The organism is Amycolatopsis sp. NPDC051371, assembly GCF_040682155.1.
Lineage (GTDB): Bacteria > Actinomycetota > Actinomycetes > Mycobacteriales > Pseudonocardiaceae > Amycolatopsis.
Genome location: NZ_JBFBAG010000067.1, coordinates 1 through 21,813 on the forward strand (window position 1 = coordinate 1; position 21,813 = coordinate 21,813).

Genomic DNA, 21,813 nt, shown 5'->3' on the forward strand with positions numbered 1-21,813 from the left:
GGCGTGACCAGCCGCTGCCCGGCGTCGAACATCTCCTCGGTGAAGACGCCTTCGAGGTCGCCCGCGACGGCCACCGAAGACACGTGGTGCAAACAGTGTTCTAACCCTGTTTCTCACTCACGACCCCGGCGGCAGGGGGCCTTCGCGGCATCGTGAGTAAGGAACCCATGGCACGGCAGGTTTCCGGGCACGAGCAGCCCGTCGGCACCACCCGCACGCTCGAGTCCACTCCGGACGGTGCGGTCGTCAAGCGCAGCGTCCTGCCCGGCGGTCTGCGCGTGATCACCGAGCACGTCCCGGCGTCCCGCTCGGCCACGGTCGGGCTGTGGGTCGGCATCGGCTCCCGCGACGAGCCGGTCGCCGTCGCCGGTGCCGCGCACTACCTCGAGCACCTGCTGTTCAAGGGCACGAAGAACCGCGACGCCGCGCAGATCGCCGAGGAGATCGACGCCGTCGGCGGCGAGTTCAACGCCTTCACGGCGAAGGAGCACACCTGCTACTACGCGCAGGTGCTCGACGCCGACCTCCCGCTCGCCGTGGACCTGGTCACCGACGTCGTGTTCGAGGCGCTCTGCACCGACCGCGACATGGACATGGAACGCAGCGTCGTCCTCGAAGAGATCTCGATGCGCGACGACGACCCCGAAGACCTGCTGCACGAGACGTTCGTGACCTCGATCCTCGGCGACCACCCGCTGGGCCGCCCGGTGCTGGGTACCGAGAAGTCGATCATCGGCATGACGCCGCCGGCCCTGCGCAACTTCTACAAGCGGCGCTACACGCTGCCGCGGATGGTGCTCGCGGTGGCCGGGAACATCGACCACGGGCAGGTGCTTCGCCTGGTGCGCAAGGCGTTGCGCGACAAGCTGGCCGGCTCGGCGACGCCGGTCGCGCCGCGCGAGGGCCGCGCCCGGATCAAGACCGTCCCGAAGCTCGCCCTGCACACCGACGACACCGAGCAGGCGCACGTGATGCTCGGCCTGCGGTCGCTGTCGCGCCACGACGAGCGCCGCTTCGCGCTGTCGGTGCTCAACGCGGCGCTCGGCGGTGGCATGTCGTCGCGGCTGTTCCAGGAGATCCGCGAGCAGCGCGGGCTGGCCTACCAGGTGTACTCGTCGGTCGCGAGCTACGCCGACACCGGGCACATGGCCGTGTACGCGGGCTGCCAACCGGAGAAGCTCGGCGACGTCGCCGGCGTCATCCGCGAGATCCTCGACAAGGTCGGCGTCGACGGCCTGACCGACGCCGAAGTGGCCCGCGCCAAGGGCCAGTTGCGCGGTGGGATCGTGCTGGGCCTGGAAGACACGTCGTCGCGGATGTCGCGGATCGGCAAGAACGAGCTCAACTATGCCCACTACCTGGGCGTCGACGACACGATCGCCCGCATCGACGCCGTCACGACCGACGAGGTGTGTGCGCTCGCTCGCACTTTGTTCGCGCGGCCGGGCGGGGTCTCGGCGGCGGCGGTCGTGGGGCCGTACGCTCACGCCGACGACCTTCCGGACGACCTGCACGAGGTGATCGCTTCATGACCATCAACGTCGGTGTGCTCGGCGCGCGCGGCCGGATGGGTGCGACGGTGGTGAACGCCGTCGAAGGCGCTTCGGACATGAAGGTCGTCGCGGCTTTGGACGCGGGTGACGACTTCGCGGCGCTGGCCGAGGCGCAGGTCGTCGTCGACTTCACCCACCCCGACGCCGTCATGGACAACCTGAAGTACCTGGTGGAGCACGACATCCACGCGGTCGTCGGCACCACGGGCTTCAGCGACTCGCGACTGGCCGAGCTGCGTGCCCTGCTGGAGCCGAAGCCTTCGCTGGGCGTGCTGATCGCGCCGAATTTCGCCCTCGGCGCGGTTCTGGCCATGCGGTTCGCGGCCCAGGCGGCGAAGTTCTACGCGTCGGCCGAGATCATCGAGCTGCACCACAACCGCAAGGCGGACGCTCCGTCGGGCACCGCCGCGCACACCGCCCGGATGATCGCCGCGGCGCGCGCGGAGGCCGGCGTGGCGCCGGGGTCCGACGCGACGACGTCCGAACTGGACGGCGCCCGCGGTGCTTCGGTCGAAGAGGTCCGGGTGCACTCGGTCCGGCTGCCGGGCCTGGTCGCGCACGAGGAGATCCTGTTCGGCGGCGAGGGGGAGACCCTGACCATCCGGCACGACTCGCTCGACCGGACGTCGTTCATGCCCGGCGTGCTGCTCGGCGTGCGCACGGTGGTGGCGCGGCCCGGCCTGACGGTCGGGCTGGAAAACGTCCTCGACCTGTGAAGGCCCGCAACGTCGCGCTGTTGATGACGGCGGCGCTGGTCGTCTACCTGGTGCTGCTCGCGGACCGGGCGTTCGCGCTGTTCCAGTCGGGGACCGGGGCCGGCATCGCGCTCGGGATCGGTGTGCTGCTGCTGCCGCTGCTGGGTATCTGGATCGTCGTCGTCACCTGGCGCAACGGCCTGCAGATCCAGCGGCTCTCCCGCCGGCTGGACTCGGAGGGCGCGCTCCCGGACGTCTCGGACCTGCCGCGCCGCCCTTCGGGACGCGTGGATCGCGACGCGGCCGACGCGTGGTTCCAGGACCGCCGCGCGGAGGTCGAGGCGGACCAGGAGAACTGGCGAACCTGGTACAAGCTGGCGTACGCGTACGACATCGCGGGTGACCGGCGCCGGGCCCGCGAGACGATGAAGAAGGCCGTGGAGCTGGAAGCCGCCGAACGCTGAGTCCGGCGACGCCGGTTCCGCAGCTCAGTGGTGCAGCCAGCTCGCGAACACCGCGGGTGAAGCGGCTATCAGGCTGAAGCGGATCCACCTTCCGGCCAAGCCGGTCGTCAGGAACGTCGCGAGCCGCATGCGGACCACGCCGGCCAGCACGCTCGTCGCCATGAACGGCGGCAGGCCGACCAGTGAGCTGACCCCGTACGTTCCCGCCATCCAGTGCGGGTGCCGGTGACAGCGCTCGCGCAGCCGGTCGACCCAGCCGCGCAGCCGCTTGGTCCGCAGCTCCCAGCGCACTCGCCGCGCGGTCATCGGCCGCTCGCGGTGGAGGCGGTCGTGCAGCGCCTTCGGCAGCTTGATGGTGCCGCGCGCGGCGAGGAAGTAGAGCGACTTCCCGGCGATCTGCCCGACGGCCACCGCCGCGCCGAGCCACAGCCAGTGCAGCCCGGGCTGGCTCGCGCACAGCCCGATCAGGAACACTTCGGCGTTGATCAAGGGCACGATGGCCGAACCGAACGCGACCCCCAGCGTCAACAGGATCCAGCTCATCGTGTCACCTCCTGCGCTCGTTCGTGTTTCTCCAAGTTATCAGTTCGAAACCTGGGGTCACGGGGGTTAACCCCCCTATGCGGTAGGGGGGTCGCACCAGAAGATCACCTGCAAGACGGTTTCCGGTCACCTCCCGCTGGAACGCTGAGGGAGTGGCCGCCGAGCAACCCCGTACGCCCGCTGACCGGTTCGGTGCCCGCTGCCGGGCGATCGTGCGGGTACTGCCACTGGGCTTGTCGCGGATCGTGGCGCCGACGTTTCTCGGCTTCTGCCTGATCAACGGGTTCACGTTCGGCGTCGACCTGGGGCTGCTGACCGTTTTCCACGGCCTCGCCGGCTGGCCCGTCTGGCTTTCCATAACGGTGTCTTACGTTTGCGCGTTCGGATTGAGCTTCGTGCTGAACCGGACGTTCAACTTCCATTCCCACGCCGCGGTCGGAATCCAGCTGGTGCTTTACATCGGTGCGATTGCTGTCAATTACGTGGCGTTTTTGCTGGGTGTGGGCGCGGGGTTGACGGCCCTGGGCGTCGAGTACCACCTCGCGCGGGTGCTCGCGGGCGCTTGCGAGGGCGTGTTCATGTACGCCGTGCTGCGATGGGTGATCTTCCGGGACGCCGGCTCAGGCGAGCGCGAGGTCGAGGGGGCCGGTGAGGCGGACCTCGCGGACCATGCGGTCACCGGTGTCGAGGGTGCGGACCGTGCCGTCGGGGTTCCAGCCGGCCCGGCGGTAGAAGCCGAGGGAGGCGTGGTCGCCCTGGGCGACCCAGGCGATGCCGCGGCCGGCGCCGTCGGCCCGCAGGCCCGCGGCGGCCGTCGCGAGTAGCCGTCCGGCGTGCCCGCGCCGTCCCCACCGCGGCTCGACGAGCAGGCTGGCGACGAGGCCGGTGGTGCCGGCGTCCTCGGGCAGGCTGCCGTCGGCGGCGGCGACCTCGCCTTCGGGCGCCCGGCCCACCACGCAGAACCCGACGGTGAACTCGCCCTCGGTGGCGACGTAGACCTGGCTGCCCGGGTAGTCGATGGTCTCGGTCCAGGTGCCGACGAGGTCGGCGGCGTCCAGCTCGGCCAGGGCGCTCTTCCCCAGCAGGTCCTCGTAGGCGGCGTGCCAGGTGTCGCGCTGGATGCGGGCGATCTCCGCGGCGTCGGACAGGTCGGCGGGGCGGACGGCGGCGTCGCTCATGCGCTGAACATATCGGGGGCCGCGTTTTTGTCGGTGGTGGGTGGCACCATGACGGGACCATGCAAACGATCAGCGTCTCGACGGCCCGGAAGACCTTCCTGGCCGCACAGGGCTTCAGCGACCCGCGTCCCTCCGGTGAGCCGTCCCGGCGGCACCTGAAACGCGTGCTTTCGCGCGTCCAGCTGCTGCAGCTGGACTCGGTGAACGTCGCGGTCCGGGCGCACTACATGCCGGTGTTCTCGCGGCTGGGCGCGTATGAGCCCGCGCTGCTGGACAACGCGGCGTGGTCGCACTCGGCTCGTCAGCCCCGGATGCTGGTCGAGACGTGGGCGCACGAGGCGAGCCTGCTCCCGGTCGAAGACTGGCCGCTGATCCGCTCGGGCGCGAAGCGCGACGGCTGGTGGAAGCACTACGGGCCGCTGATCGAGAAGTCACCGGGGCTGGTCGAAGAGATCCTGTCGGTGGTGAAGGAGCTGGGCCCGATCGGCGCGGGCGGCATCGAGCGCGAGGTGGAAGCGGACGCGCAGCGCCGCGGCCCGGGCTCCTGGTGGGAGCGCTCGGAGGTCAAGCGCGTCTGCGAGTACCTGTTCGGCATCGGCCAGCTGACCACGGGCACGCGCCGTTCGTTCGAACGGCTCTACGACCTCACCGAGCGGGTCGTCCCGCCGGAGATCCTCTCGCGGTCGGTGTCCGCGGAGGAAGGCGCGCGCGGCCTGATCGAGCGTTCGGCGCGGGCACTGGGCGTCGCGACGGAGACGGACCTGCGCGATTACTACCGTCTGGGCCCGGCCCCGGCGCGCCAGGCTGTGTCGGAGCTGGTGGAGTCGGGAGTCCTGGAGCCCCTGTCCGTCCACGGCTGGAAGGCGACGGCGTACCGCCACGTCGACGCGCGCACCCCGCGCGCGGTCACGGGGAGGGCGCTGCTGTGCCCGTTCGACCCGCTGATCTGGGAACGCGCCCGCACCGAGCGGCTGTTCGGGTTCCACTACCGCATCGAGATCTACGTCCCGGAGCCGAAGCGGGTGTACGGGTACTACGTGTTCCCGTTCCTGCTGGACGGCTCGCTGGTCGCGCGGGTGGACCTCAAGGCCGACCGCGCGGCGGGCGTGTTGCGGGTCCAGGGAGCGTTCGCCGAGGAGGGCGCGGACGTCGCCCGGGTGCTCCCGGAGCTGGCGGCGGAGCTGCGGCACATGGCGGAGTGGCTGGGCCTGTCCGGTGTGGCGGTGGGCACCCGCGGTGACTTGGCCAAGCCGCTGGCGAAACTGGTGCGCTGACTCAGTAACTCACTGTTCGGGCCGTCTCGGTGGCGAAGTCGTCGGCGAGACGGGTGATCGTCGTCCGGCCCTCGAGGCGGGTGAGCCATTCGAACGGCAGGACTTCCTCGCCCGACGCCGCGCCGAGGAGGTTGCCGCAGATCGAACCCGTCGAGTCGCTGTCGCCCGAGTGTGTCACCGCCAAGCGGAGCTTTTCCTTGAACACCACCGACTTCAGGTGTCCCGCCGGCGCGCTGATCCGTGTCGGCGCCAAGGCCGCGTAGACCGCGATCGCCAGGGCCTCCTCCGCCACCCAGCCGCCCCCGAGCGACTCCACCCGCTCCGGTCCGGGGTCGCCGGCTTCGACGAGGTCGAGCGCGCGGCGCAACGCTGCCGCCGTCTCTTCGTGGCCCGGATGCCGGGCCAGCAACCGCATCAAGCGCAAGACGGCGCCTTCCACCGACTCGCCTTCGAAGAGGTACGCGATCATCGCCGCGAAAGCACCCGCCGCGTAGTAGCCGGTCGGGTGCCCGTGGGTGATCTGCGCGCAGTTCGCCGCGAGCACGAACGCGCCCTCCGGCCGGCCGGCGAACCCGAACGGCGCCGAGCGCATCACCGTCCCGCAGCCCTTCGAGTCCGGGTTCACCGGCCCCGGCCGGCCGGTCAGCTCGGCGTACGGCTGGGGCGTGAACGACGCCCGCAGGCCGGAAAGGCACGCCGAACCGGGACCGCGCCGCGCGTAGAGCCACGGTTCCAGCCGCAGGCGTCCGCTCCGGTGCCCGGCGTCCGCGGGCGGGGGAGCCGGGTGCTCCTGGGTGTCGAGCCAGCGCAGGTAGCCCTCGCGGACCAGCGCGCCCAGCGCGCCGCTGATGCCCTTCGCCTGAGCCCGGACCCACCCGCGCTGGAAGCCTTCGAGGCCGAACAGCGTCATCTGCGTGTCGTCGGTGATCTCGGCGACGCCGTGCTCGTCCGGCACGAGTTCCACCGGCTGCCGGATGTTCGCCAAGGACTCGAGCTCCACCGGCTTGCCGAGGGCGTCGCCCAGCGCGCCGCCGAGCAGACAGCCCCGCAGCCGGGTCCGGTACACCGCGTCCGCCGTCCCCGCGAAAGTCATGCCGCCATCCTGGCAGCAAGAACGGGTCGTTCCCGGCCCCCACCGGGAACGACCCGTTTCCCCCTTACTCAGCCGGCCGCGCGCGTCACCACGGCGTTGCCGGAGCCCGTGCGGGCCCGCACCTTCAGCTTCACGCCACCCGAAGGGGCGCTGTCGGCGACGTCCAGCTCGCTGGACACCTTGCCGCCGCTGGAGGTCAGGTCGACCTCCGCCGCCGTGCCGCCGCGGATGCCGATGCGGACCTCGCCGGAGCCGGTGATCAGGTCGAGCGTGCCCGACGCCGCGTCGGCCACCGACAGGTCGCCGCTGCCCGTGCGGGCCATCACCTCGCCCGAAACCGCGCCCAGCCAGACGTCACCGGTGCCGGTGGCCAGCGTCGCGGAGCCGGCGATCGACGACGCCTCGACGTGGCCGCTACCGCTGCGCAGCTGGAGCCCGCCGAGCGTCGGGCCGAGCTTGATGCCGCCGCTGCCCGTGCGGACCGTCGCCGAGCCGTCGGCCCGGTCGAGCTTGACCTCGCCGGAGCCGGTCAGCAGGTCGACGCGCCCGGCCGAACCGGTCACCGTGACGTCCGCCGCGCCGGCCCGCACCTCGACGTGCGAACCCGCCGGGGCGCGCACGATCACCGACAGCGCGACGTTGCGCAGCTGCCACGCCTTCGGCGCCTGGACGACCAGGCGGTTGCCGAGCTTTTCGATCCGGCTCTGCCGCACCGCCTCGGCGGGGTCGGCCCCCGACGGGTCGACACCCAGCTGGTCGCCGAAGCGCTCGCCGACCCAGGACAGCAGGCTGTTGACCCCCGCGACCCACGGCTGCTGCTCGCCCCGGTCGTGCCGCAGCTCGACGCGGGCGCCGGAGTCGCCTTCGAGCACGACCTCGACGCGCCCGATCGTCACGCCGACGTCGAGCTCCAGCGGGACGTCGGTCTCGAACTCGTCGATCCGCACCAGCTCGTCACCCGGCGACGAGGCCTCGGAAGTCTCAGCAGCCTCAGCAGGCTCTTCGGCCGGTGTCGTCGTCTCTTCGTCACTCATCTTCGATCCCCTCAGCCTTCGACCCAGCCGTGCAGGTGCGACCCGGGCCGCTCGCCCTTGCCGTGGTGCTTGGGGCCCCCGCCGAGCGCGCCGTGCCCCAGCGCGCCTTGCACGGCTTGGGAAACGAACGTGTTCAGCGAGACACCCTGTGCCTGTGCTGCCCGCTCGGCCTGGCCCTTGATCTGCTCGACCAGGCGCAGCGTGATGCGTGAGATGTCACCGCCGTCGATCGGTGGTGGCGGCGTGGTGTCACGTGGTGTCGCGCGGGGCGGCGCCTCTTCGGCGGCTCCGGTGACGACCACGCGGACGTCCCGGCCGTCCAGTCGCACGTCGACCACCTGGCCGGGCAATGCGGCCGTGACCTCGGCGGCGAGGTCGGCGAGGGCGTTCATCAGCGTCAGGCGGACGGCGGGTTCGAGCGCGGAGGACAGCAGCGCGGCCGCCCGCCGGGTGTGCTCGTCCCCGGCGGCAGCCGTGTTCGCGAGGTCCTCGCGAAGGTTGGCGATGTACGGCGTCAGGTCCATGACACCACTATGACGTCATTCGTGGTGTCAGTCAAGGAAGCCGGTGATGTCACGTGTCCCCCGGGAGTGGGGGCCGGCGCGCGGTTAGGCTGCCGGGGGGAGCTTGCGGAAGGAGTGCGGACGTGGCCGAAACTGTGTCACCGAGGGTGCAGCTGATCGCGAAGACGGAGTTCTTCCCGCCCGCGGACGTCCCGTGGACGACCGACGCGGACGGTGGCGAGGCGCTCGCGGAGTTCGCCGGCCGTGCCTGCTACCAGTCGTGGAAGAAGCCGAACCCCGCCACCGCGACCAACGCCGGCTACCTCGAGCACATCATGGACGTCGGTCACCTTTCGGTGCTGGAGCACGGTTCGGTGACCTTCTACATCACCGGGATCTCGCGCTCCCTGACCCACGAGCTGATCCGCCACCGCCACTTCTCGTACTCCCAGCTCTCCCAGCGGTACGTGCCGGAGCGCGACGCCGAAATCGTCGAGCCGGACGTCATCGCGAACGACCCCGTGCTGCACGAGAAGTTCCTCGCCGCGGCCCAGGCGAGCGTCGACGCCTACACCGAGCTCCTGGCCGGTCTCGAGGAGAAGTTCGCCGACGTCCCGAGCGCGACGCTCCGCCGGAAGCAGGCCCGCCAGGCCGCGCGGGCCGTGCTGCCGAACGCGACCGAGACCCGCATCGTCGTCACCGGGAACTACCGGGCCTGGCGCCACTTCGTCGCGATGCGCGCCACCGAGCACGCCGACGTCGAAATCCGCGAGCTGGCCGTGGAGTGCCTGCGCCACTTGCAGAAAGCCGCGGCGAACGTGTTCGCCGACTTCACCATCTCGACGCTGCCGGACGGCACCGAGATCGCTACGAGCCCGAAGGTGTTCGAAGGCTGATGAAGCGTCTCGCGATCGATGTCCGGCCCGGTGAGTACGCCGTCGTGCGGCTGCCCGCCGACGCCCCGGTGCCCGCCGAGCTCCTCGCGCCCGGCGAACCCGCGTTCGTCTCGGTGACCCGGACGCCCGAAGAGCTGTCCGTGATCTGCCCGGCCGGGCGGGAACCGTCCGGCGGCACGGCGTCCGAGGACGGCTGGCGGCTGCTCTCGGTCCGCGGGCCGCTGGAGTTCACGCTCACCGGCATCATCGCCGCGCTGGCCTCGGAGCTGGCCGCGGCCGGGGTCGCGCTGTTCTCGATGTCCACGTTCGACACCGACCACATCCTGGTGCGCGCCACCGACCTCGGCCACGCCGTCAAGGCGCTGCGCGAGTCCGGTCACGAAGTCGCGCACCCCTGACGCTTTTCGGCGGGTGATTCACGGGTACTCCCGGCACGAGGGTGGGAGCCATCACCCTTGAAATCGAAAGTTCGGCACGCCTAAACTTCGATTTGGGATCCCCGACACCCGGTTGAGAGGCAGGCGCCATGGCGGTCACCGAGGCTGTCCGGCCGAGACTCGCGACGCGGCTGCGCACGGGCTCGGCCCTGCTGGGCCCGGCGTTCGTCGCCGCGATCGCCTACGTCGACCCCGGGAACGTCGCGTCCAACATCAGCGCCGGCGCCCGCTACGGCTACCTGCTGGTCTGGGTGATCGTCGCGGCGAACCTGATGGCCGTGCTCGTGCAGTACCTGTCGGCGAAGCTCGGCCTGGTCAGCGGGATGTCGCTGCCGGAGGCCCTGCGCGCCCGGCTGTCCCGGCCCGCGCGGCTGGCCTACTGGCTGCAGGCCGAGGTCGTCGCCATCGCGACCGACCTCGCGGAGGTCGTCGGCGGCGCCATCGCGCTCTACCTGCTGTTCGACCTGCCACTCGTCGCCGGCGGCCTGATCACCGGTGCGGTCTCGCTGACGCTGCTGGCGGTCCAGGACCGCGGCGGCCAGCGGACGTTCGAGCGCGTCGTCACCGGCCTGCTGCTGGTCATCGCGGTCGGCTTCCTGGCCAGCCTGTTCGTCGAGCCGCCGTCGGCGGCGGGCACGCTCGGCGGCCTGGTGCCGAAGTTCGACGGCTCCGGCAGCATCCTCATCGCCGCCGCGATGCTCGGCGCGACGGTCATGCCGCACGCCGTCTACCTGCACTCCGGCCTGGTCCGCGACCGCCACGGCCTCCCGGACGTCACCACCCGCCGCCGCCTGCTGCGCGCCACCCGCGCCGACGTCGGCCTGGCGATGCTGCTGGCCGGCGCGGTGAACCTCGGCATGCTGCTGCTCGCCGCGACGAACCTGCAGGGCCAGGCGGGCGTCGACAGCATCGAGGGCGCGCACGCCGCGGTCGCGGTGGCCCTCGGCCCGGGCATCGCGCTGCTGTTCGCGATCGGCCTGCTGGCGTCGGGCCTGGCGTCGACGTCGGTGGGCGCGTACGCGGGCGCGATGATCATGCAAGGGCTGCTGCACAAGCGGATCCCGCTGGTCCTGCGCCGTCTGGTGACGCTCACGCCGGCGATCGTGGTGCTCGCCCTCGGCGCCGACCCGAGCGCGGCACTGGTCGTCTCCCAGGTCGTGCTGTCGTTCGGGATCCCGTTCGCGTTGGTACCGCTGATCCGGCTGACGGCGGACCGTGATCTGATGGGCGCGGACGCCAACCGCAGGCTGACGACCATCGCGGCAGCACTGATCGCGCTGGTGATCATCGCGCTCAACCTGGTGCTGATCTACCTGACCTTCACCGGTTGAGCCCACGAACAGGGAGGCCGCGGCCATGGCCTGGATCTTCGCCCTCAACGCCGAATGCGGTGGGCGGGAGACCCACGCACGGGACCTCGCGCGCCACTTCCAGGGTTTCCCGTCCCGCATCTTCTCCGACCGCGGCAACGGCTGGTGGTGCGGGATCGCGCCCGAAGACCTGGCCGAGAAGGGGATCGAGTCCGCCGAGGACGCGACGGCCGTGACCGCCGCCGGGCGCCGGCTCTACTGGCTGCTCCGCACGGCGCCGCCGGTCTACCGCTACGCGCTGGCGGGGACGGAGACCGACGGGTTCCGCACGTACGACGAGCTGATGGCCGAGAACGACCTGACGCGCTTCCCCGGTCTCGTGGTCAGCGAAGACATCTGGACCGCGACCGGCAAGCGCGCCGCGTTCAGCGACTTCGCCCCCGGCTACCGGTGGATCCCGTACCGCGGTGAGGCGCACACGCCACGCCGTTGAGTCGTGCCCCGCGCGGTCACCCGGCCGAGTCACGAATTCGGCGGAACCCCCAGCGGCGCCCGGCGGTCCGACTAGCATCTGCGCGACCGCCGCTTGAAGGAGCACCGTGACCGACGAACAGACCCGGCCGTACCCACCGCAGGCGCCCGTCACGCCTGGTCAGCGGGTTGTCGCCGGCCGTTACGCGCTCCTCGGCGAGCTCGGCCGGGGCGGCATGGGCGTCGTGTGGCGGGCGCAGGACCAGGTCATCGGCCGGCAGGTCGCGGTCAAGGAGCTGCGGCTGCCCGACGCCGAATCCGCCGCCGTCTTCTCCGAACGCGCGCTGCGCGAGGTGCGCACCGGTGGGCGGCTCAACGACCCCGCCGTGGTCACCGTCTACGACGTCGTCACCGACGGCGGCGCCACCTTCATCGTGATGGAGCTCGTCGAAGCCCCGAGTCTCGCCGACCTCGTCCGCCAGCGCGGCCCGATGCCCGCCGCGCAGGCGGCGCAGCTGGGGGAGCGGGTGCTGGCCGCGCTGCAGGCCGCGCACGCCGCCGGGATCGTGCACCGCGACGTCAAGCCGGCGAACATCCTCGTCGCGCCGGACGGCCGCGTGAAGCTCACCGACTTCGGCATCGCCCACGCCATCGACGACCCGCGCCTCACCACCAGCGGCATGATCGTCGGCTCGCCCGCTTTCATGGCGCCGGAGCGCGTCGAAGGCCGCGAAGCGATGCCCGCGTCCGACCTGTGGTCCCTCGGCGCGACGCTGTTCTACGCCGTCGAAGGCACCATGCCGTTCGAGCGCGCGACCACCGCCGCGACCTTGCACGCGATCATGACCGAGATCCCGTACCTGACCCGCGGCCAGGGCCCGATCGCCGCGGCCATCCTCGGCCTGCTCGTCGCCAACCCGGACGCGCGCCTCACCGCCGCCCAGGCGCAGAACCTCCTGACCACGGCCCAGGGCGTCCGGCCGACGCCGCCGAACGGCACCGCGATGGTCCAGCCCATGACCCGGCTGACGCCGCAGCCGCCGAAGAAGAACTTCCGCGCGCTGTGGATCTCGCTTGCCGCGGTGGCGGTCATCGGCGCGTTGATCGGCGGCTTCTTCGCGGGCAAGGCCTACGAGACGCCCGCCGTGGACCAGCAGAAGCAGCCGACCATGACCTTCGGCGTCAACGGTCAGCTCCGCGTCGACGTCAGCGACTACTACCGCTGCTACAACGGCCCCGTCCAGGACGGCGGGATCATCAGCAAAGAAGACAACAACACGCCGTGCGAGAAGAGCCACACGCTGGAGATCTACGAGATCGGCGGCATCCTCTCGGTCGAGAACTGGAACTCCGACGACGCGAAGCTGGCGGCATACCCCGGACAGGCCGCGGTCCAAGCGACCGCCGAAGCGGCGTGCGCGACCGTGTTCCGCTCCTCCATCGTGCCCGAGGCCAAGCGGCAGGACCTGAACTTCCGCGCGCTCATCCCCACCCAGGCCGAGTGGGAGCGCGTGCCGTCCGGCGTCGACGGCGACAACACGCCCACCCGCGAGTACTACTGCGTGCTCGCCCGTGCCGACGGCGGACCGATCACGGCGCCGATCGCGACCAAGGTCAAGTAGAAGTTCCGCGACGAGCGGCAGGCTCACGGAAATCCTCCGCACTTCGCCGGGCGTGACCAGGTCGGCGCGGTTTTCGTCGGTGCGACGGGGTACCGTCTGGGCATGTCCAACCCACCTACCGCAGCGCCGGGAAGACCCTTCGGGCGCGTGCTCACCGCGATGGTCACCCCCTTCGACGCCGAAGGCGCGCTGGACCTGAAGCGGGCGCAGGAGCTGGCCGAGCACCTCGTGGAGCTGGGGAACGACGGCCTCGTCATCAACGGCACCACCGGCGAGAGCCCGACCACGAGCGACGCGGAGAAGCAGGAGCTCATCCGCGCCGTGGTCGAGGCCGTCGGCGACCGCGCGACCGTCGTGGCCGGCGCCGGCACCAACAACACGGCGCACAGCATCGAGCAGGCGAAGCAGGCCGAGGCGGCCGGCGCGCACGGCCTGCTGGTCGTCACCCCGTACTACTCGCGGCCGAGCCAGGCCGGCCTGCACGCGCACTTCACGACGGTCGCCGACAGCACCGGCCTGCCGGTGATGCTCTACGACATCCCGCCGCGCTCGGTCGTGCCGATCGAGGTCGACACGCTGCTGCGGCTGGCCGAGCACCCGCGGATCGTCGCGGTCAAGGACGCCAAGGGCGACCTGATCGCCGGCTCCGAGGTCATCGCCAACACCCACCTCGCCTACTACTCCGGCGACGACGGCCTGAACCTGCCGTGGATCTCCGTCGGCGGCACCGGCGTGGTGAGTGTGATCGGTCACGTCGTCGCCGGCCGGATCCGCGCGATGATCGACGCCTACGAGAACGGCGACACGTCCACCGCGCGCACCAACCACCGCGGCATGCTGCCGGTGCTGCGCGCGATGTCGCGGGTCGGCGGGGTCGCCTTCAGCAAGGCGGCGCTGCGGCTGCGCGGCTTCGACGCCGGCGAGCCGCGGCTCCCGATCGTCGCCCCGACGGCCGAACAGACGGCCCTGATCGCCGGTGATCTCGGGCAGGGCGGCGTGCCCCTGGGCGACACGGCGGCCCGGGACTGGCATGGTGAGCGGGTGGCACAAGCAGATTCGAGGGCCGCCTACGTGGCGCCGACCTCGCACACCAGCGTTGGGACCCTGCCTCGGTGAGCTCACTTCCCCCAGGTCCAGGCCCCACCAACGCCCCGCCCGCACTGCCCGCCGGAGCCCTGCGCGTCGTCGCGCTGGGCGGTATCGGCGAGGTCGGGCGCAACATGACCGTCTTCGAGTACGGCGGCCGGCTGCTCATCGTCGACTGCGGGGTGCTCTTCCCCGAGGACGACCAGCCCGGCGTCGACCTGATCCTGCCCGACTTCCGCGCGATCGAGGACCGCCTCGACGACATCGAAGGACTGGTGCTCACCCACGGGCACGAGGACCACATCGGTGCCGTCCCGTTCCTCCTGCGCCTGCGGCCGGACCTGCCGATCTACGGCTCGAAGTTCACCAACGCCCTGCTCGCGGCGAAGGCCAAGGAACACCGGCAGCGGCCGAAGCTGATCCAGGTCCGCGAGGGCGAGCGCCGCGACGTCGGCGTGTTCAACCTCGAGTTCTTCGCGGTCAACCACTCCATCCCGGACGCGCTGGCCGTGGCCATCCGCACCCCGGCGGGCGTGGTGCTGCACACCGGCGACATCAAGCTCGACCAGCTCCCGCTGGACGGGCGCCTCACCGACCTGGCCGGCTTCTCCCGGCTCGGCGACGAGGGCGTCGACCTGTTCTGCGTCGACTCGACCAACGCCGAGGTGCCCGGGTTCGTCATGCCCGAGCGCGACATCGGCCCGGTCCTCGACGACGTCATCCGCCGCGTCGACCAGCGCGTGATCGTGGCCTGCTTCGCCAGCCACGTCCACCGCGTCCAGCAGGTGCTCGACGCCGCGCTCCGGCACGGCCGCCGGATCGCGTTCGTCGGCCGGTCGATGGTCCGCAACATGGGGATCGCGGCCGAGCTGGGCCTGCTCAACGTCCCGGACGGCCTGCTGGTCGACCTCGACCAGGCCAGCAACCTGCCGGAGAGCAAGGTCCTGTTCGTCTCGACGGGTTCGCAGGGCGAGCCGCTCTCGGCGCTGTCGCGGATGGCGCGCGGCGAACACCGGCAGATCTCGATCCGCGCGGGCGACACCGTCGTGCTGGCCAGCTCGATGATCCCGGGCAACGAGACCGCGGTGTTCGGCGTGGTCAACGGCCTGACCCGGCTCGGCGCGAACGTCGTCCACCAGGGCAACGCCAAGGTGCACGTGTCCGGCCACGCGTCGGCGGGGGAGCTGCTCTACCTGTACAACGCGGTGCGCCCGAGCAACGTGATGCCGGTCCACGGCGAGTGGAAGCACCTGCGCGCGAACGGCGAGCTGGCGATCCGCACCGGCGTCGCGCCGGACAACGTGGTGATCGCCGAAGACGGCGTGGTCGTCGACCTGGTCGACGGCAAGGCGTCCCGCACCGGCCGCGTCGAGGTCGGGCACGTCTACGTCGACGGCCTTTCGGTCGGCGACGTCGGCGAGTCGACCCTCTCCGACCGGCTGGTCCTGGGCGAGGGCGGGTTCATCTCGATCAGCGTGGCGGTGGACTCCAGCACGGGCCGCCCGGTCAGCGCCCCGACGGTGTCCGGCCGCGGCTTCTCCGACGACCCGAAGGCGCTCGACGCGGTCGTGCCGCTGGTGGAGATGGAGCTGGCGCGCACGGAGTCCGAGGGCATCACCGACACGCACCGGATCGCGCAGGCGGTCCGCCGGGTGGTCGGCCGCTGGGTCGCCGACACCTACCGCCGCCGCCCGATGATCGTCCCGACGGTCATCCCGGTCTAGCTCCAAGCCTCTGAAGGCCACCATCAGGGCACCAGGTGCCCTGATGGTGGCCTTCAGCGCATTCAGCGCCCCAGTTTGGCGAGGAGCAGGGCGAGACCCACCGTGGCGGTCTGGCGCAGCAGGGCCCAACGGTCCCGGCGCTGGTCGGTTCGTGTCGGTTTCATGCGTACCCCCAAGCGTTGAGGGCTCCAGTGTCGCGCGCGAGCCGGGCGCGGACATCCCACTCCGGGATATACGCATCCTTCCCGGGTATGAGGCCGCCTGTTACGCCATCCGGACCACGAGCCGGTGGTTTCCCGGGCGCTAACCTTGATCCCCACCCCGCCTCCCGAAGAGAGGCCGCGCCGATGGGACGTCACTCACCGGACGGAAGACGACTCCGGCTGTTCGTGCCCGCCATCGCGACCGGTCTGGTGGTCGTCCTCGGGGCCGCGGCCTGGGTCACCGTCTCGGTGGTGAAGTCCCGCTCCACGTGCGAGCAGCCGGCGAAGGTCCTCGTCACCGCGTCCGCCGACATCGCACCCGCGCTTTCGCTCGTCGCGCGTGGTCTCGACCTCCGGTGCGGCAGCGTCGAGGTCCAGACCAGGGAGGCGGCCGCCGCGGCCGAGCGGCTCGCCATGTCCGACGGCAGCCCGCGGCCGCAGGTGTGGGTGCCGGACTCGACCCTCGCGCTGCGCCGCGCCCGCCAGCTCGGCGCCGCCGACGTCCCCGAGACCGGGGCGTCGGTGGCCAGCTCGCCGGTCGTGCTGGCCGTCGCCGAGGACGTCGCGAAGGGCATCGGCTGGCCCGAGCGCACGCCCACCTGGGCCGACGTCCTGGGCGCGCAGGGTGCCGTCCCGGGGATGTCCGACCCGGCGCGTGACTCGGTCGCCGCGATGGCGCTGCTCGGCCTGAGGGAGAGCGTCAAAGCGACGCCCGAGCCGGCGGGGTCGTACGTCGCGCTGCTGCGGCGGTTCTCGGCCAACACGCTCGGCGCGGAGACGGACCTGATCGCGCGGCTGCCGGGGTCGAGCGGCACCGGCGGCACGGCCGCGGTGACGATGTTCCCCGCGTCGGAGAACTCGTTGCTGCGCCACAACATCGAGGACGCGACGTCACGGCTCGTCGCCGTCTACTCGGCCGCGGTGCCCACCTTGGACTACCCGTTCGCCGAGCTGGGCGGGATCACGCCGGAGCAGCGGCCGATCATCGACGCGCTGCGGGAAGCGGCGCTCGGCGACGCGGGCGCGGACGCCATCGCGAAGACGGGCCTGCGCGCGGCGGGCGGGCAGGCCCTGCGCGACCACGCCGACGACCCGAGGGTGTCGACCGCCGGTTTCCGGGCCGCGAACCTGCCTGCCGCCGCGTCGGTCGACGAGCTGCTCAACCAGTGGGCCGGAATCAACCTGAGCGCGCGGGTGCAGGTGCTCGTCGACGTGTCGGGGTCGATGAACGCGCAGGTGCCGGGGACCGGGCTGAACCGGATGCAGCTGTCGATGCAGGCGACGGCGAAGGCGCTGCACCTGTTCAAGCCCACGACGCAGCTGCGGATGCTGGCGTTCTCGACCCGGCTGGACGGCGACAAGGACTACCGCGAGCTGCTGCCGATGGCCCCGGTGGCGCAGCACCTGGCGAGCGGCGCGCTGGACAAGCTCGCCCAGGTGAAGGCCACCCCGAACGGCGGAACGGGGCTGTACGACAGCGTGCTGGACTCCTACCGCACGGCGCGCCGCGAGTGGGAGCCGGGCCGGCTCAACCTGGTGATCGTGCTGACGGACGGCCGCAACGAGGACCCGCACGGGATTTCGCGTGCGGATCTCCTGGCAGAGCTGGCGAAGCTGCAGGACCCGCGCCGCCCGATCCCGCTGATCGGCGTGGGCATCGGCCCGGACGCGGACAAACCGGAACTGGACCAGCTGACCGCGGCGACGGGCGGTCAGGCGTTCGTCGCGCCGGACCCGGCGAAGATCACGGACGTGTTTTTCGGGGCGCTGAGCCGGATCGCCGGCGGCTAGCTGAACCAGGCTCCGAACATCGAACTTTGTGATCGGCCGCTCAACCTTTCGTCCAGATCGACGGCCTGAGCTTCGGTCAGCACGCAGATGTAGTCGACGATGGCGCGTGCTTCCCGGGCTTCCGAAGACCTCGGGTAGAGAGATGCGAACTCGGCGTCGTGTCCCAAGTCTCGATATATCGAGCGAAGCTGGATGGGCAACCGAGGACTTTTCGGTGACTCGGCCAGGCAGTCATGGAGCCGGTCGTAGAGGGATTGGACGATGCGCTTCTGCCCTTTTTGCATCACTGCCAACGACGGTCTGTCGATGACGTAGAACCAGGTGAGCTCCTTCAGCGCTTCGACGAGGTACTGGCAACGTGGATCCACCGTCACGTACGGAGGTTCCGCCACCAAGGAGACCGCACCAACGCACTCGGTGAGGTTCATCGTCGTTATCGTGTTCATCGCGGAGCGGTTCTGGCGCGTATCCCAGCACGACGAGGTGATTCCCTTCGCGAACCTGTCGATGACCTTCTTCAGTTGGTCGTCGAAGTCGGCCGGGGCGAAATCCGCCATTGCTCCCAAGCGGCGGTGGGCGTGCTTGGCGATACGGGCGTGGTCCCTTCCCAGGTCGTGCAGCGGAATGAGCCCGGCCCGGAAGTAGTCCTCGATGTCGTGGGTCGCGTATGTGATGTCGTCGGCCCAATCCATGAGGATGGCGTTGGCCGACCTGAGCCCGACCGGGGTTCCCTTCCGAGTCCACCGGAAGTCTTGGAGTTCGCTCGTGTACGCCCCCCACTTGCTGCCAAACCGACGGTCGGTCCAGGGCGGGACGGCGAAGGGATCGTCGGCGGACATCGATCGCGGCCGGGGGTACTTGAGCATCGCGTCGAGGGCCGCTCGGGTGAGGTCGAGGCCCGGATAGTCGGTTCTCCGCCTGGCGAGCTTCGTGACTATCCGGAACGACTGAGCATTCCCTTCGAACCCTTCCATACCGTGAACGCGGCGCAGGCACGTGTCGAGGACTGGTTCGGCGATATGTCCGAAAGGCGGATGTCCGATGTCGTGGACGAGTCCCGCCGTCTCCACGACGTCGGCGTTGATCCCCGACATCTTCCGGAGCTCCCGACCTTCCTCCGATTCGCCGTGTTTCAAGTGCTGAACCAGGCGACGGCCGAGCTGGGCCACCTTGAGGCTGTGGGTCAGGCGGTTGTGCAGAACTCGCTGCTCGTTCACCGCGGCCACTTGGGCCACACCGGAGAGGCGGCGGAATGCTGACGAATACAGGACCCGGTCGCGGTCTCGTTGGTAGGGAGAACGGAAAGGGTCCTTCTCGACTTCGACGTGCCTTCTCTTCGCTCTTCGCGGTTTCCCCATGGTCGCCCCTCGCTGGTTCGCAGTTGCCGTATATCAACGTCGTGGCTGATGGCTTGTTACTGCGTAGGGGCGGGGGATTGCCATAGTTGCCGTGTCGTGTCACACCTGCAAGCGTGTTGCGATCTTTGTGCGCCGTCTATTGCGATTGAGCATCTTCGGTGCCGCGAGTGTCCGACTCAAGCACTTGAGATGCTGAGCCGGATCGCCGGCGGATGAGGGCGTACACCGCCAAGATCACCGCCAGGCTGATCAAGCTCAGGTAGAGCTGCACCCGCGTGTCCTCGTCCACGAACAGCATCGACGCCACCACGACCAGCGTCACCACCAAGGTCAGCCAGCTCAGCCACGGATAGCCCCACATCCGCAGCTTCAGCAGCTCAGGCGACGACGCTTCCAGCCGCCGGCGCATCCGCAGCTGCGAGCCGCAAATGATGGCGTACACGAACAACGCCACCGCGCCCGCCGAGTTGATGATGAAGTAGAAGATCTTGTCCGGCGACACGTAACTCATGACCACCGCGACGTAACCGACCGAAGTGGACACCAGGATCGCCTTCCACGGCACGCCGCGCGCGTTGGTGTCCGCGATCCAGCTCGGGGCCCAGCCGTGGCGGCGCAACGCGAACAGCATGCGGGATGCCGTGTACAGCCCCGAATTCAGCACCGACAGCGCCGCCGTGAGGACCACCGCCGAGACGATCGTCGTCGCCGCAGGGACGCCGAAACGGTCGAACGCCGCCGCGAACGGGCTCGTCTCGCTCGGGACCTCGCGCCACGGCGTGATCATCACCAGCAGTGCCACCGAGCCGACGTAGAACACGATCACGCGCCAGACGATCGTCGACGTCGCCTTGCGGACCGCCGTCTCCGGCTCGCTCGACTCCGCCGCCGCGATCGTCACGATCTCCGCGCCGAAGTAGGAGAAGATCACGATCACCACGCCGTGGACGACGGAAAACCCGCCGTTCGCGACGAAGCCGTCGAGGCCGATGTTGCCCACCGAGAAGTGCGCGCCCGGCCAGAGCCCGAGCACGAACAGCAGCCCCAGCGCCAGGAACACCACGATGGTGGCGACCTTGATCGACGCGAGCCAGAACTCCGTTTCGCCGAACGACCGCGCCGACGCCAGGTTCGTCGCCGTCAGCAGCAGCATCAGCGCCAGTGAGAACACCCATTGCGGCACACCGGGAATCCAGCCCTGCAGGATCTTCGCGCCGGCCACGGCTTCGAACGCGACCACGCCGACCCAGAAATACCAGTACAGCCAGCCGATCGTGAAGCCCGCCCAGCCGCCGAGCGAATCGCGCGCGTACTCCATGAACGAGCCGAGCGCCGGTGCGGCCGTCGCCATCTCGCCGAGCATCCGCATGACGAGCACGACGAGCAGCCCGCCCAGTGCGTAGGAGAGCACGGCCGCCGGGCCGACGGTGTGGATCACCGCGCCGCTGCCGATGAACAGGCTCGCGCCGATGATGCCACCGAGGGCGATCATCCGGACGTGCCGCTGCCGCAATTCGGGCCGCAGTCCCTGAGTCGTCACGGTGGGGGATTCTCGCACCCACGTGCCATTCAGTGAAGAGATCAGCTCGTCAAGATCGCCGACTTCCGCTGCACCAGGTACGCACCGGCCAGCAGGATCGCCGAGCCGAGCAGCTGCGCCAAGGTGAGCTCCTCGCCGAGCAGCGCCCACGCCGTGACCGTGACGATCACGGGCTCGACCAGCCCGAGCACGCTCGCCACCGACGCCGGCAGGTGCCGCAGCGACGAGATCCCGAAGATGTAGGCGAGCACCGTCGCGACCAGCACCAGCAGGGTCATCAGCAGCCACACCGGCGGGTGCCAGGCGCCGAACTCGACATCCACGGCGAGCAGGCCGACCGGCCACGTCCACGGCGGGGCGACGAGGCTGATCAGCACCGCGCCGATCACCATGCCCCAGGTGACCAGGCCCAGCGGGTCGATGTCGGCCACCGCGCGCTCGCCGAGCAGGAAGTACCCGGCCGAGCACAGTGCCGCGCCGAAGCCGGCGAGCAGCCCGACGCCGTTCAGCGTCACGCCCTGCCAGACCTGGGCGACCAGCGACAGCCCCACCATGGCCAGCGCGATGCCGCCCCACACCGACCGCGGCAGCCGGTGCCGCCGCACGAACCGCACCCACAGCGCGATCAGCACGGGGGAGATGAACTCCAGCAGGATCGCGATGCCGACGGGGATCCGGCCCGCGGCGACGAAGTACAGCAGCTGCACGCCGGCGACGCCGAGCAGCCCGTACCCGGCCAGCACCGGCAGCTCGCTCCGGCGCACCCGCAGCTTCCGCGGCGCCACCAGCGCCACCCCGGCGAGCAGCACGAGCCCGGCGACCCCGATCCGCATCGCGGCCACCTGCTCCGGGCTGAACCCGGCGGACATCGCGGACTTGCCCAGCGTGCCCGACGTGCTGAAGAACAGCGCCGCGAGCAGGACGAGCGTGGTCCCGCGGCCGCGGTGGGCGACCCGGGGAGGTGTGAGGACGGGCAGCTCGGTGGTCACCACCGCGACTGTAGGGCCCACGGCGTGACTGCCAAAGGGGTTTTTCCGG

20 protein-coding genes and 1 pseudogene are annotated in these 21,813 nt (G+C 70.7%); 13 read left to right on the forward strand and 8 right to left on the reverse strand.

The features are described 5' to 3' along the window. Positions 1-167 precede the first annotated feature (167 nt). The 3 genes from AB0M59_RS48065 to AB0M59_RS48075 are packed head-to-tail and all read left to right on the forward strand — an operon-like array spanning position 168 to position 2,712. A complete protein-coding gene (locus tag AB0M59_RS48065; RefSeq protein WP_364629265.1) occupies positions 168-1,532 on the forward strand; it encodes a pitrilysin family protein in 1,365 nt (454 codons plus the stop codon). After that, a complete protein-coding gene (gene dapB, locus AB0M59_RS48070; protein ID WP_364629268.1) occupies positions 1,529-2,269 on the forward strand; it encodes a 4-hydroxy-tetrahydrodipicolinate reductase in 741 nt (246 codons plus the stop codon). Before AB0M59_RS48065 ends, dapB begins: the two co-directional genes overlap by 4 nt. Beyond that, a complete protein-coding gene (locus tag AB0M59_RS48075) occupies positions 2,266-2,712 on the forward strand; it encodes a tetratricopeptide repeat protein (RefSeq protein ID WP_364629271.1) in 447 nt (148 codons plus the stop codon). The genes dapB and AB0M59_RS48075 overlap by 4 nt, the downstream gene beginning before the upstream one ends. A 24-nt stretch (positions 2,713-2,736) precedes the next feature. Here AB0M59_RS48075 and AB0M59_RS48080 read toward each other — a convergent pair whose 3' ends face one another. After that, positions 2,737-3,255: a hypothetical protein gene (locus AB0M59_RS48080; RefSeq protein ID WP_364629274.1), complete on the reverse strand. Its 519-nt coding sequence runs from the start codon at positions 3,253-3,255 to the stop codon at positions 2,737-2,739. 245 nt (positions 3,256-3,500) lie between these two features. Between AB0M59_RS48080 and AB0M59_RS48085 the strand changes: the two are divergent. After that, positions 3,501-3,851 (forward strand): annotated as a pseudogene (locus AB0M59_RS48085) (GtrA family protein); the annotation flags it as partial. Between the two features lie 24 nt (positions 3,852-3,875). On the opposite strand, the gene AB0M59_RS48090 reads toward AB0M59_RS48085, so the two are convergent. Then, positions 3,876-4,433 (reverse strand): GNAT family N-acetyltransferase, encoded by a 558-nt coding sequence (locus tag AB0M59_RS48090; protein WP_364629277.1) that lies wholly within the window; start codon positions 4,431-4,433, stop codon positions 3,876-3,878. 59 nt (positions 4,434-4,492) lie between these two features. Here AB0M59_RS48090 and AB0M59_RS48095 point away from each other — a divergent pair, with 59 nt between their 5' ends. Next, positions 4,493-5,707, forward strand: coding sequence for a crosslink repair DNA glycosylase YcaQ family protein (locus AB0M59_RS48095; RefSeq protein ID WP_364629280.1), 1,215 nt, complete (start codon positions 4,493-4,495; stop codon positions 5,705-5,707). 1 nt (position 5,708) lies between these two features. On the opposite strand, the gene AB0M59_RS48100 is transcribed toward AB0M59_RS48095, so the two are convergent. The 3 genes from AB0M59_RS48100 to AB0M59_RS48110 form a co-directional block, all read right to left on the reverse strand. After that, positions 5,709-6,800, reverse strand: a complete 1,092-nt coding sequence (locus AB0M59_RS48100; RefSeq protein ID WP_364629283.1) for an ADP-ribosylglycohydrolase family protein — start codon at positions 6,798-6,800, stop codon at positions 5,709-5,711. Between the two features lie 68 nt (positions 6,801-6,868). Next, on the reverse strand, positions 6,869-7,834 hold the full coding sequence (locus AB0M59_RS48105; protein ID WP_364629286.1) for a DUF4097 family beta strand repeat-containing protein: 966 nt from the start codon (positions 7,832-7,834) through the stop codon (positions 6,869-6,871). Between the two features lie 11 nt (positions 7,835-7,845). Next, a complete protein-coding gene (locus AB0M59_RS48110) occupies positions 7,846-8,358 on the reverse strand; it encodes a toxin-antitoxin system HicB family antitoxin (protein WP_364629289.1) in 513 nt (170 codons plus the stop codon). Between the two features lie 122 nt (positions 8,359-8,480). On the opposite strand from AB0M59_RS48110, the gene thyX reads away from it, so the two are divergent. The 8 genes from thyX to AB0M59_RS48150 all read left to right on the forward strand — a co-directional run bounded on the left by thyX (position 8,481) and on the right by AB0M59_RS48150 (position 17,877). Next, positions 8,481-9,233 (forward strand): FAD-dependent thymidylate synthase, encoded by a 753-nt coding sequence (gene thyX / locus AB0M59_RS48115; protein WP_364629292.1) that lies wholly within the window; start codon positions 8,481-8,483, stop codon positions 9,231-9,233. After that, a complete protein-coding gene (locus tag AB0M59_RS48120; RefSeq protein ID WP_360669000.1) occupies positions 9,233-9,631 on the forward strand; it encodes an ACT domain-containing protein in 399 nt (132 codons plus the stop codon). Before thyX ends, AB0M59_RS48120 begins: the two co-directional genes overlap by 1 nt. A gap of 128 nt (positions 9,632-9,759) precedes the next feature. Continuing rightward, entirely contained in the window at positions 9,760-11,001 is a 1,242-nt protein-coding gene (locus AB0M59_RS48125) for an Nramp family divalent metal transporter (RefSeq protein ID WP_364629295.1), read from the forward strand. 25 nt (positions 11,002-11,026) lie between these two features. Further along, positions 11,027-11,473: a hypothetical protein gene (locus AB0M59_RS48130; RefSeq protein ID WP_364629298.1), complete on the forward strand. Its 447-nt coding sequence runs from the start codon at positions 11,027-11,029 to the stop codon at positions 11,471-11,473. Positions 11,474-11,579: 106 nt separating this feature from the next. After that, complete coding sequence (locus AB0M59_RS48135) at positions 11,580-13,073, forward strand: serine/threonine-protein kinase (protein ID WP_364629301.1); 1,494 nt, start codon at positions 11,580-11,582, stop codon at positions 13,071-13,073. Between the two features lie 102 nt (positions 13,074-13,175). Continuing rightward, positions 13,176-14,189: a 4-hydroxy-tetrahydrodipicolinate synthase gene (gene dapA, locus AB0M59_RS48140; protein WP_364629304.1), complete on the forward strand. Its 1,014-nt coding sequence runs from the start codon at positions 13,176-13,178 to the stop codon at positions 14,187-14,189. Further along, positions 14,186-15,883: a ribonuclease J gene (locus tag AB0M59_RS48145; RefSeq protein ID WP_364629307.1), complete on the forward strand. Its 1,698-nt coding sequence runs from the start codon at positions 14,186-14,188 to the stop codon at positions 15,881-15,883. The genes dapA and AB0M59_RS48145 overlap by 4 nt, the downstream gene beginning before the upstream one ends. Positions 15,884-16,230: 347 nt before the next feature. Beyond that, complete coding sequence (locus AB0M59_RS48150; protein ID WP_364629309.1) at positions 16,231-17,877, forward strand: VWA domain-containing protein; 1,647 nt, start codon at positions 16,231-16,233, stop codon at positions 17,875-17,877. Here the strand turns inward: AB0M59_RS48150 and dgt are convergent. From dgt to AB0M59_RS48165, 3 genes are all read right to left on the reverse strand, one after another. After that, a complete protein-coding gene (gene dgt / locus AB0M59_RS48155) occupies positions 17,874-19,235 on the reverse strand; it encodes a dGTP triphosphohydrolase (RefSeq protein WP_364629312.1) in 1,362 nt (453 codons plus the stop codon). The genes AB0M59_RS48150 and dgt overlap by 4 nt on opposite strands. A 136-nt stretch (positions 19,236-19,371) precedes the next feature. Continuing rightward, positions 19,372-20,727, reverse strand: a complete 1,356-nt coding sequence (locus tag AB0M59_RS48160) for an amino acid permease (protein WP_364629391.1) — start codon at positions 20,725-20,727, stop codon at positions 19,372-19,374. Between the two features lie 89 nt (positions 20,728-20,816). After that, positions 20,817-21,764 carry an EamA family transporter gene (locus AB0M59_RS48165; protein ID WP_364629315.1) on the reverse strand — a complete coding sequence of 316 codons (948 nt, stop codon included), beginning with the start codon at positions 21,762-21,764 and terminating at the stop codon, positions 20,817-20,819. Between the last annotated feature and the right edge of the window lie 49 nt (positions 21,765-21,813).

Bases quoted from the DNA above. Each gene is read 5' to 3' on its own strand.
- AB0M59_RS48065 (WP_364629265.1), top strand. From the start codon at position 168: ATGGCACGGCAGGTTTCCGGGCACGAGCAGCCCGTCGGCACCACCCGC.
- dapB (WP_364629268.1), top strand. From the start codon at position 1,529: ATGACCATCAACGTCGGTGTGCTCGGCGCGCGCGGCCGGATGGGTGCG.
- AB0M59_RS48080 (WP_364629274.1), bottom strand. From the start codon at position 3,255: ATGAGCTGGATCCTGTTGACGCTGGGGGTCGCGTTCGGTTCGGCCATC.
- AB0M59_RS48090 (WP_364629277.1), bottom strand. From the start codon at position 4,433: ATGAGCGACGCCGCCGTCCGCCCCGCCGACCTGTCCGACGCCGCGGAG.
- AB0M59_RS48095 (WP_364629280.1), top strand. From the start codon at position 4,493: ATGCAAACGATCAGCGTCTCGACGGCCCGGAAGACCTTCCTGGCCGCA.
- AB0M59_RS48100 (WP_364629283.1), bottom strand. From the start codon at position 6,800: ATGACTTTCGCGGGGACGGCGGACGCGGTGTACCGGACCCGGCTGCGG.
- AB0M59_RS48105 (WP_364629286.1), bottom strand. From the start codon at position 7,834: ATGAGTGACGAAGAGACGACGACACCGGCCGAAGAGCCTGCTGAGGCT.
- AB0M59_RS48110 (WP_364629289.1), bottom strand. From the start codon at position 8,358: ATGGACCTGACGCCGTACATCGCCAACCTTCGCGAGGACCTCGCGAAC.
- AB0M59_RS48120 (WP_360669000.1), top strand. From the start codon at position 9,233: ATGAAGCGTCTCGCGATCGATGTCCGGCCCGGTGAGTACGCCGTCGTG.
- AB0M59_RS48125 (WP_364629295.1), top strand. From the start codon at position 9,760: ATGGCGGTCACCGAGGCTGTCCGGCCGAGACTCGCGACGCGGCTGCGC.
- AB0M59_RS48130 (WP_364629298.1), top strand. From the start codon at position 11,027: ATGGCCTGGATCTTCGCCCTCAACGCCGAATGCGGTGGGCGGGAGACC.
- dapA (WP_364629304.1), top strand. From the start codon at position 13,176: ATGTCCAACCCACCTACCGCAGCGCCGGGAAGACCCTTCGGGCGCGTG.
- AB0M59_RS48150 (WP_364629309.1), top strand. From the start codon at position 16,231: ATGGGACGTCACTCACCGGACGGAAGACGACTCCGGCTGTTCGTGCCC.
- dgt (WP_364629312.1), bottom strand. From the start codon at position 19,235: ATGGGGAAACCGCGAAGAGCGAAGAGAAGGCACGTCGAAGTCGAGAAG.
- AB0M59_RS48160 (WP_364629391.1), bottom strand. From the start codon at position 20,727: ATGATCGCCCTCGGTGGCATCATCGGCGCGAGCCTGTTCATCGGCAGC.